8 protein-coding genes are annotated in these 10,956 nt (G+C 31.3%); all 8 read left to right on the forward strand.

The annotated features are described in order from the left end of the window. Positions 1–1,610 (forward strand): GumC family protein (locus tag FLA105534_RS22810; protein ID WP_173968377.1); only part of this gene is annotated, 1,610 nt, incomplete at its 5' end. 80 nt (positions 1,611–1,690) lie between these two features. Beyond that, positions 1,691–2,923: an MATE family efflux transporter gene (locus FLA105534_RS22815; protein ID WP_173968378.1), complete on the forward strand. Its 1,233-nt coding sequence runs from the start codon at positions 1,691–1,693 to the stop codon at positions 2,921–2,923. Further along, entirely contained in the window at positions 2,914–4,029 is a 1,116-nt protein-coding gene (locus tag FLA105534_RS22820) for a glycosyltransferase family 4 protein (RefSeq protein ID WP_173968379.1), read from the forward strand. Before FLA105534_RS22815 ends, FLA105534_RS22820 begins: the two co-directional genes overlap by 10 nt. After that, a complete protein-coding gene (locus tag FLA105534_RS22825; protein WP_173968380.1) occupies positions 4,029–5,339 on the forward strand; it encodes an O-antigen ligase family protein in 1,311 nt (436 codons plus the stop codon). The genes FLA105534_RS22820 and FLA105534_RS22825 overlap by 1 nt, the downstream gene beginning before the upstream one ends. Positions 5,340–5,646: 307 nt before the next feature. Further along, complete coding sequence (locus FLA105534_RS22830) at positions 5,647–7,830, forward strand: hypothetical protein (RefSeq protein WP_217427725.1); 2,184 nt, start codon at positions 5,647–5,649, stop codon at positions 7,828–7,830. Continuing rightward, positions 7,827–8,591, forward strand: a complete 765-nt coding sequence (locus tag FLA105534_RS22835) for an acyltransferase (RefSeq protein WP_173968382.1) — start codon at positions 7,827–7,829, stop codon at positions 8,589–8,591. The genes FLA105534_RS22830 and FLA105534_RS22835 overlap by 4 nt, the downstream gene beginning before the upstream one ends. A 113-nt stretch (positions 8,592–8,704) precedes the next feature. Then, complete coding sequence (locus tag FLA105534_RS22840; RefSeq protein ID WP_173968383.1) at positions 8,705–9,931, forward strand: glycosyltransferase family 4 protein; 1,227 nt, start codon at positions 8,705–8,707, stop codon at positions 9,929–9,931. A gap of 1 nt (position 9,932) precedes the next feature. Further along, positions 9,933–10,956: glycosyltransferase family 4 protein (locus FLA105534_RS22845; RefSeq protein WP_217427726.1), on the forward strand; the 1,024-nt coding region annotated here is incomplete at its 3' end.

A 10,956-nucleotide genomic window follows, 5' to 3' on the forward strand; every position in this document is an offset into this window, starting at 1 on the left:
TTATTGATTATTATGAAATCGATTTTTTAAGCGATCAAAAATTGATGGATAAAATCAATCAAAACCTTGATATATCATCTGTAGATAAAGATGTTCCTATAGTACGCATCAATTTTAAAAGTAATGTCCCAGAAAAAACAGCTCTTTTTGTTAATAAATTAGCCGAAACGTACATCAAAGATTACATAGAGACCAAATTCTTAGATGCAAATGTCACTGTAAATTTTATTAAACAAGAAATAAATAAATCTCGCAATAAACTCAAAACAGCTGAAAATAATCTTCAAAATTATAGAGATGATAGAAATATTATCAATGTAAAACAGGAATCAGAAACTGATTTAAGAAGAATTGCTCAGCTAAAAGTTCAGCAAACGAATGTTCGAATGAGTTTAAACGCTATAAAAAACTTAAATAAATACATTGACTCTGGCAAAAAAAACTACTTTGATCTCGCCCCAAATTTTGAGGCATATACCGATTTACTATCTACAGAATTGGTAAAAAGTATGAAAAATTTACAAGCCGAAAAGAAAGATTTATTACTTGTCTATACTCCCGAAAATGAAAAAGTAAAAGTAGTTGATGCCAAACTAAAAGATCTTATTGACTATCAAATTGAGAGTGTTAAGAATAGTGAACGAGATTTGCAAACAAAATACAATGCACTTTCACGAGATATTTATCAGCTAGAAACTGTTTTTGTAGGCTTTCCTGAAAAAGAAAAAAATCTAGAAATTTTAAATCGGGAATTCAGCCTTTACGAGAATGCGTATAACATTTTGAATCAAAAACGAATTGAAGCCGAAATTGCAAAATCAGCAAGAATCATTTTTCATAAAATAATTACACCTGGAGAAGTACCCAAAAAACCATTTTTTCCAATACGTTCAGTTATAATTATTGTGTCTGTTTTACTAGGAATGTTTGGTTCCATATTCATTATTTATTTCGTACATTTTACAAAAGCTAAAGTTAATGACGCTTATACTATAGAAAAAAATAGTTCCATTCCTATTGCTATTACAACACCTTATATAACATCTCCTGAAGAAATAAGAATCAATTTTCTAAAAGATGTTATACAACTAGAACTAAAAGGAATCATACAAAACAAAAGTATTCTTGCCGTTAGTTCTTACGATGATTCTTACGATCATTTGTTTCATACTGAAAAATTTGCCAGAGCATTACATGAACAGGACCGAAAAATTCTAATCATAGATACAACTGGAGCATTAAAATACATGTCAAATGAAATTGATTATGCTGATTATTCAGATTTGAAATATTTGAGTTATACCAAAACTGTATTCGAAAATGAACTTAAAGAAAAAACAAAAGAATATGATTTGTGTATTATAAACAACCAATCGATCAAAGAAAATCGATTGGCCTTACTGTTTATGAGCTTGGCAACCCAAAACTTATTTGTTTTAGACAGCAAAAGAACTGCTAAAAAAACAATTGTTATTATGGAATTATTAAAAGAGGAATACCAGTTACAAACACTATGGTACATTCTCAATAAAGCAAATTATCATCCAAGTATTATGTCCGAGCTAAAAAAACGTTGGAAAAACTATAAAAACAGTACTTTGTTCCTATGAAATCCCCATGATTATAAATCACAAGCTGTAATAAAGAATGGTGATACCATATGATTAATGAAAACAAATAGTATCTACTTATGAATTACATAAAAAAAATATTCTTTTCACAACCTTCTCTGGTGCTACAAGACCAAGCCATCTATAGCGGAACCAACTTTTTGCTGATGCTATTTTTGGCTCAAAAACTAGATTCAAAAAATTTTGGCTTGTTCTCTACACTGATGCTTTTTGTTTATTTAACAATGAGTATTACAACAGCACTTATTATACAGCCCTTTCAGGTATCCTATCACAAAGTACAACAAAAAAAGCAATATTTTGTTTTTCTATGTCTGGCCATACTATTTTTAATTGCACTTTTTATACTAATTGTCAAACTGCTATTCCTTTTCTTACCTATACTATCTATCTACAGTGTATACGAAAATACTATTGTTTTTTTTATATTTGGATTATTGATACAGGATTTTTTTAGAAAATTGTTCTTGGGACTCGCGCAAATTAAAATTGCTCTTATTATCGATAGTCTTTTTACCCTTTTTGTAATTATTCTATTTTATGTTTTGCGAGACGGGATTCAATTGTCTAATACGCTTTGGATAATTAGCTTTTCCAATCTAGTATCATCATTGCCTGGCATCATTTTTATTATTAAAAATTTTGAAATTCCAAAATCTTGGAAAACCTTTCTGGGCAATCATATTCTGCAAGGCAAATGGTTGGTTTATATCGCTTTCTTGCAATGGGGATCTACCAATTTCTTTGTACTAGTATCTGGTATTTATCTGGGTATCGAAGCTCTTGGTGCTTTGCGATTGGTACAATCCGTTTTTGGAGTGCTTAATGTTGCTTTAATATCTATAGAAAATTATGTATTACCCAAAGTGATCTATTTTCACCATCAATCTCTTACCAAAGCAAAAAAGTATTTAATCGATATTTCATTGATAGGATTGGCTATTTTTGGATTGATGTTGACACTCGTTTTTATATTTTCTGATGAGATTATTATCCTTACTGGAGGGTTAAAATATCAAAAATACGGCTATGTCGTAAAAATCATGACCATTCTCTATCTTTTTATTTTTCTAAATTACCCTATCAGAATTGCCATAAAAACTCTTGTTCTAAACAAAGTTTTTTTTTATGGCTATGTAATTTCTTTTACATTATCAGTAGTAACTTTTCATTTTTTTCTCAATTATTTTGGCTTATATGGTGCTGTTGCTGGACTTGCAACAAATCAGTTAGTAATGACCATTTATTGGCATAATCAACTCAAAAAAAATCAATTTCAATTATGGATATAATACACCTCGTTTTAGGAAAAGCCAATCCCGAAAGGATGAACGGTGTTAATAAGGTAGTATATGAACTCGCTACTAAACAAGTAGAAGCTGGACTAAAGGTATCTGTTTGGGGAATTGCCATAGACAAAGAAAAAAACTATGGAAATCGCAATTTTGATACTCAACTATTTTTACAGCAACGCAATCCGTTTCGGGTCTCTAAGCAATTAAAAACTGCATTAATTCATCAAAACTGGCATGCAATATTTCATCTTCACGGAGGTTGGATTCCCGTTTTTTCGACTATCTCAAAAATACTCTCACAGCATAAAATTCCATTTGTTTTTACGCCACATGGAGCATACAATACTATTGCAATGGAAAGAAGTTATTGGACAAAAAAAATATATTTTCATTTGTTTGAAAAAAGATTACTGCTAAAAACGGTAAAAATTCATTGCATCGGAAAAAGCGAAATGATTGGATTATCAAACTTATTTTCTATTCCAAAATCAATATTGTTGCCTTATGGGTATGAAAACAGCAAAGTAATACTTACAACAAAATCATCAAACAAAAACATCGTCTTTGGGTTTATAGGGCGATTGGATATCTACACAAAAGGACTAGATACACTAATTGAGGCTTTTGAAATTTTGCTTAACAAAACACCAAATGCGAAACTCTGGATCATTGGTGATAGCAACGAAAAAGGCAATTTAGAACAAAAAATTAAAGCTAAAAATCTGGAACAGAGTGTACTTCTTTTCGGGTGCAAATTCGGTATAGAAAAAGACCTTTTACTATCTAAAATGGATGTTTTTGTACATCCATCACGCAATGAGGGATTGCCCCTTTCTGTTATTGAGGCGGCAAGCTTTGGAAAACCCTGTGTGGTAACAGACGCAACCAATATTGGCGATTTAATCACAGAATATCAAGCGGGAAAAACAATTTACAAACAAAACAGTAAAGAATTAGAAGTGGCAATGTCTTCATTAAGTGCTATTTGGAACAATCCTGTAGCATTTTCTAAACTGCAACAAAATGCCATAACAATGATTCAGGAAAATTACAATTGGAAAAGAATAATTGAGCGACTTAATAAAGAATTATACCGTACCTAATGAAACCCGATCTAACAAACCTACCCGCTCCCTTCCTAAAAAGAACAAATATTTATTTATTTGTCATTCTATTATTAATGATTGCTTGCTTTTTTACATGGAGCGATGATGTTGTAATAACTAGAGGGATAAAAGTAGTTGGTAGAATGGGCGTTATGTTGTCATCAATAGTACTTTATTATAGCATTATTCGCTACGGTGCGGTTCATACTATGGGGTACAAAAATATATTTTCGCCATTGTTTTATTTACTTTATCTAGCATTGGGCTTTATATCTTTCCTGTGGAGTACCAACCCCGGTTATAGCGCATTACAGTGGTTTATGACTTTTCAAAGCTTAGTCTTTGCTTATTTTTTTATAAAAAGCATCAAAGTATTAGATTATTATTTTGAAGGACATTCAATTCGGTTGTATAATTTGCTGGGCAACGCAGTTTTTGTGATTTTAATGATTTTTATCATAGGAATGTTTATTGCTCCATTAACTTTTTTTAGATTGACCAATGGTGGCGAAGAGGCACGATTGGGCGGAACAATCATGAATCCTAATGAATTAGGAATGCTTGCTGGAGTTGGAGGGTCCTGCTTACTCTTTGATTTGTATCAAAAGGAAAACAAAACAGGAACAATTATAAAAATCCTCCTTATTTTTTTGGCGTTATACATGACTGGATCACGATCTTCCTTGATTGGAACGTTACTAATTGTCTTTTTTCATATCAAACAAACTAAAGGAAAAATGCTAAAAGTAGTTTTTATTGCTGGGGTATTATTAATAGCTCCTATTGCAATAAACAAAATAATTCTTAAGGGAGGAGATAGTTCTAGGCTAGAGGAAGTAATGAGTCTAACAGGTCGATTACCGTTCTGGAAAGCCCTTATTACAGAGGGGTTACCAAGAGAACCGCTGCTTGGTTTTGGATACATGAGAATTGATTACAAAGACTATTTTCAGGGAACAAATACCTACCCAGGAAACATGACCCATAATACTTTTATACAAGTGTTAATGAACTTAGGATTTATAGGTTTTACAATTGCTATCTTTCAACTAATCTATACCTTACGAGCCTTTCTATCTGAGGACAAAGAGACTCGATTAATACTTATTGGGATTATGATTCCTATTCTGATTAATTCTTTTACTGAATTTGGGATTTTTGGCGATAGTAATTATGGTATACTATTTTATCAAATGATTATTTTTTCGATTTCTTTTAAAAACAACCCACATCTTACCAACATTCAGAAACTAAAATTGAAAAAAAGAAGACCAGAATTAGTCTTCGAAAATCTTTCCAAAAAATAATTAATTTCCAAAATATGGAAATTTAATTTCTCTTATCATTGATTACCTCCAATAAAATCGGGACTTTTTTATTTGGCATACTTTTCCCAATATCTAATGTCTAAAACTATGCATAATGGAAATGATTTTAAAAAAATTTGGATATTCATTCACTTTAGGAAAAGACAGTCAAAGCGCAGCAAAACTAGAATTACTTTTTATAAACAATCCTGACCAAACCATGAGATGGGTTTGGAATGCCAATTGCAAAAAACCGCTCTTCTTAAAATTTTATAATATAAGCAGTATGAGAGCCAGACTATTTGCCTTGATAATAGAAACCGTATTTCTCCTAAGACTACAAAAAATAATATTTCATAAAAAACTTTTTTTTTATACTAAAGAAGGTCATCCAATTTTTGATTGCACAAAAGACTGGGCACTCTTTATGGGAACTATTGGGCTAAATAGTAAAGCTGTTCTATATGCCAATACTTATTTTTACAAAATAGCCGCTACAAAAAGTGCTCAGAAAATGATTACTACAGAGCGCACATTTTTAGATAAACTAAAACTAAAAGAAACAAAGTTTATCATCCCAAATGCATCATTTATAAACAAAGATATTGTCCAACTTACTGACATATCTGCTAATGGAAAAAGAATAAAAACATTTACTCCAGCACATCTTACAGCATTAGTAGAAATGAGTACTATAGAAAAAAAAATAATTCATCTAGATAAATGGACACTATTTAATACCCTGAAAATAAAGTTTGAGAATAGTATGGATGATAGAATTCCTAAGAATATAGTCCGAAAATTAAATACGATAATACAAAACTGTACTCCTAATAAAGAAGTAGAAATCTGTCTTTCCCATGGTGATTTCACACAGTGGAACATGTATAAAACTAAAAACAAAATAGCCATATACGACTGGGAACTAGCCAGTTTCCAAAAACCAAAAGGCTATGACTACTTTCATTTTATTATGCAACAAGGAATACTCATTGAACGAAAAAGTTGGAAGCATATCTATCAAGACATCCTTAAATTTAATAAAAATGAATTTGGAAATTCTTTGTTTGACCAAAAATTAAATGACTATTTAAAATGGTATCTAATCATAAATTGTATGTCTAATATACACATCTATGCCAATCATCCTAAATGGTACAAGCAAATTTATTGGACATTGCAAGTCTGGAATGAAGCATTAAATCTTTTTATATCCGAACACTATAATCAAAGAGAAATGATAATTATGGATCTATTTGATTTATTAGAAACTCAAGAATATGCGGCACTAAAATACCCTAAAGGATACCCCGAAGATCTAAGCATCGATTCGGACATTGATTTGGTTATTGACAAAAAAAACAATAAAACAATAGTAAACTATCTTAGAAACCACTCTTTGGTCTCAAAAATCACTGCTAATCAAAAATCATTTATGAATACCATTCAAGTTTATACACTCGAAGGAAGCATTCTATCAATAGATTTAATATGGCAATTAAAAATTAAAAATCATGAAATATTAAGTGCAAAACAAGTAATTGCAAATAATTACAAAAATAACTATGGTTCTAAAAATGCGTCTAAAATTGATGCCGCACGATTTATAACCTTCTTTTATACTCTTAACAAATCTAAAATTCCCGAAAAATATTTAGAATGCAAAAAAGTAATTGAAAACTCTAGCGAGGGAATTGATCTGATTTTTCAAGACTACTTCAACAAAGGAAGCAGAAACATTAAAAACATCAAGTCTTTTGTGAAGCAGAAAAAAGAGAACAATAATTTTTCATTTTTAAAAAACACCTTTAACTATTTTGTAGATACTCTAAAAAACATTGCCCATAATAAAGGTTTCACTATCACTTTTAGCGGTGTAGATGGCGCAGGAAAATCTACTATAATAAACCTACTGGCCTACAAAATAGAAAAACAACTTAGAAAACCTGTTGTTATTTTAAGACACAGACCCTCGATACTCCCCATTTTGAGTGTCTGGACAAAAGGTAAGCAAAAAGCACATCAAGAGGCAACTGATAATTTACCAAGACAGGGAAAAAATGCAAATATAATATCCTCTTTTTTTAGGTTCTCCTATTATTATTTTGATTATCTGATAGGTCAGTTTGTTATTTATTTTAAATATATCCTAAGAGGTTATGTGGTTCTTTATGACAGATACTACTTTGATTTTATTAATGATAGCAAGCGAAGTAATATTGTTTTATCAAAAAAAATACCCTCTTTTGGGTATCAGTTTTTGCTAAAACCAAAATTTAATTTTTTCCTATTTGCTGATGTTTCCGTAATTCTCTATAGAAAAAAAGAACTTAGTAAGACAACTATAGAACAGCTAACAAATGATTATAAAAACCTATTTACAAAATTAAAGTCAAAAAGCCGTACTGCGGTTTATGAATGCATCAACAATACAGATCTTGATGTCACAATAAATCATATAGTAGCCACTATAATACAGAATAAAAAATGAAACGAATCCTAGAGCAAATAATTCAATATCGAAATCCAAATTTCAAGTTTGATGAAACATTGGGTTTAGCTCCTATTCTTGAGTTTGTATGGATGCAGGCTCAATGCTTGCGGAGAGGGTTAAAAATACTATTTTATTTTCGAAAACCAAGAGGAATGATGCTTGGCAAAGGAGTTTCTTTTTTTTATATGTCTAAAATAAAATGGGGGAAATTTCTTCGATTGGGTGATTTTGTATTTGTGTCTGCCTTGAGCAAAAACGGAATTCAATTTGGCAATAATGTGAGTATAGGTGCTTTTAGCCGAATCATTGTTTCGACAACATTAAACAATTTAGGAGATAAAATAGTGATTGGCAACTCCGTAGGCATAGGCGAATATTCCTCACTTGGAGGAGCCGGGGGACTAGAAATTGGCGACGAATGCATCGTGGGAGGGTATTTAAGCTGTCATCCCGAGAATCACAATTACAGTGATTTGACTATCTCAATACGCCACCAAGGAGTAAATCGAAAAGGCATAAAAATAGGTAAAAATTGCTGGATTGGTAGTAAAGTAAGCATTCTAGACGGTGTACGACTAGGCAATGGCTGCATTATTGCTGCTGGTGCGATTGTTACAAAATCCTTTCCCGACAATAGTATAATAGGCGGTGTTCCCGCAAAACTTATAAAAACAAGAAGCAATGAGATCGACATGATTCCCAATCATAAAAAAGGGGAAAAGAATGGCGATACCTCACGATCTATCGGAATCCATTAATAAATATAATATCTACATATGAAATCGCCATTAACAACACGTTTGCGTAAGCAAACACCAATAAATAAAAAGGCAATAACATATATGATCTCTGATAAATAAATCTTATATATATGAATACTAAAACTATTTTAGCCAGTTGTTATGCCATAAATCCATACAAAGGTTCCGAGAATGGAATGGGATGGAACTTTGTGTATCAAATTGCGAGATACAACAAAGTGATTGCAATTACACGAGAAAACAATAAAGAAATGATCGATCAATATATGAATCAAAATCAAGACGCAGTTTACAATAACATTACTTTCCTGTATTTTGATTTACCATATTGGATGCGTTTCTGGAAAAAAGGAAGCCGTGGTGCGATGCTCTATTATTATTTATGGCAAAAAAGTATTGTTCCTTTTATAAAAAAACAAGACTTATATTTTGACATTGCTCATAACGTAAATTTTCATAACGACTGGACTCCAAGTTCTTTATGGAAACTAAACAAACCAATGGTTTGGGGGCCAATAGGACATCATCCAGAAATTCCCAAGCATTATTTAAATCCATATCCATTAAAGTATTTGCTACAATACCGAGTTACTTGGTTTATAAAAAAATGTTTTTGGGAGCTATCATTTTCTTTGCAAAAAACAAAAATCAAATCAGATCATATATTAGGCATGAACTCTGGAGTAGCAAATGCCCTAAAAATCAGCACCGAACCCTTTTCGATACTTCCATCTGTGGCTACAGAAGACAACTTTTCTGGGAACATTAACAAAAAAAATGGGTTTAACATTATTAGTGTTGGTCGCTTTGTACCCTTGAAGGGATTTGACTTAACATTACTATCCTTTGCCAATTTTATTAACTCTCTGCCAATGGAAGACCGCATGAATTGCAAACTAACACTTGTAGGGACAGGTCCTGAAAAAGAGTTTTACAAAACTATTATTACTCAAAATCATTTAGAATCCTATGTAGAAATCATAGAATGGATTGACAGAACCGAGTTGATGAAACTCTATGAAAAATCAGCCATTTTTTTATTCCCATCTCATGAAGGCGCAGGTATGGTGGTTGCAGAGGCATTATCATTTGGCTTACCAGTAGTGTGCATAAACAATGAAGGGCCTGGCGAGTTTATTACTTCAGAATGTGGCTTTGCGGTCACTCAACTAGAATATAAAAAAACTATTTTAGAATTGAAACAAGCACTTTCTACCCTTTATTTTGATAAAAATTTATTACATCAAATGAGTCTTAACGCCAGAAAACACTACCTAGATAAATTTACATGGGATAGTAGAGGAGATTATTTAAAAACAATCTATAATACCTTATGAGATGAGAATTATAGCTGTACACTTACTCAATAATTATAGTGGTAGTCCAAAAGTATTAATGCAATTATTAAAATGTTGGACAAGAAATGGTATAGAAACACATCTCTACACTTGTGCAGGAGAAGGCTTTTTATCGAATATTCCGTATGTCAAACCTTATTTTTATTGGTACCGTTTTGCAAAAAATCCAATGATACGGTTGCTTTTCTTGCTAACGAGTCAATTTCTTTTGGCGGTTCAATTGTTTTTTACTTTAAATAAAAAAGACATTTTATACATCAATACCGTATTCCCTTTTGGAGCGGCATTTGTTGGCAAAATTATTGGTTGTAAAGTTATTTATCACATTCATGAAACTGGAGTAAAACCAAAGATTTTGAATCAATTTCTTTTCGGAATCGTCAAATTGTGTGCTAAAAATGTAGTTTATGTTTCTAATTTTCTAGCCGAACAACAACCTCTGAAAGTTAAAAATAATGTCTTGTATAATGTAATAGAAAACAGTTTTAGAAAAGAGGCACAATTTCATTTAGGAAAAGACAAAAAATCAAAAATTATTTTGATGATTAGCTCTTTAAAAAGATACAAAGGCATAAATGAGTTTGCAAAATTGGCTGAACTATGTCCGCATTACACTTTTAAATTGGTTCTAAATGCCAATCAAAAAGAAATAGATCATTATTTTAAAGACAATCATTTGCCTTCTAATTTAATTGTACACACTAGCCAAACAGAAGTACATCCTTTTTATAAAGAAGCCAGTATTGTTGTTAATCTTACTGTTACTCAGCTCTGCAAAGAAACCTTTGGATTAACCATATTAGAGGCCATGACTTATGGAATTCCGACAATCGTTCCTCCTATAGGCGGTATGACGGAACTTGTAGAAAATAACAAAAACGGCTATTTAATTGACAGTCAAGAGTTAAAACTTATTTCTGATAAAATAAATCAATTATTCGAAAATCCATTTTTATACCATCAAATGAGTCAGAGCGCCGTTATAAAAAGTACTTTTTTTAATG

The sequence above is a fragment of the Flavobacterium collinsii genome, assembly GCF_902804485.1.
Taxonomy (GTDB): domain Bacteria; phylum Bacteroidota; class Bacteroidia; order Flavobacteriales; family Flavobacteriaceae; genus Flavobacterium; species Flavobacterium collinsii.